The 370-nt window shown below is 55.1% G+C and carries 1 rRNA gene; it reads right to left on the bottom strand.

Annotated features, from left to right (window positions below):
* Positions 1 to 370, bottom strand: a 23S ribosomal RNA gene (locus GBM95_RS12110); the annotation flags it as partial.

Here is a 370-nt window from a genome sequence, read left to right as displayed (position 1 = left end):
GTTCCCATCAGCTATGCTTCTCAGCCTCGCCTTAGGGGCCGACTCACCCTGCTCCGATGAACGTAGAGCAGGAAACCTTGGGCTTGCGGCGAGCGGGCTTTTCACCCGCTTTAACGTTACTCATGTCAGCATTCGCACTTCCGATACCTCCAGCGGCCCTCGCGGGTCCGCCTTCTCAGGCTTACGGAACGCTCCCCTACCACTCAACCTTTACAGTTGAATCCGCGGCTTCGGTTATCGACTTAGCCCCGTTACATCTTCCGCGCAGGAAGACTCGATCAGTGAGCTATTACGCTTTCTTTGAAGGATGGCTGCTTCTAAGCCAACTTCCTGACTGTCTTAGCCTTCCCACTTCGTTTTCCACTTAGCC

The organism is Sutterella seckii, assembly GCF_009183815.1.
Lineage (GTDB): Bacteria > Pseudomonadota > Gammaproteobacteria > Burkholderiales > Burkholderiaceae_F > Sutterella > Sutterella seckii.
Note: the sequence above shows the minus strand (reverse complement) of the source record. Positions and strands in the feature narration are given on the sequence as shown.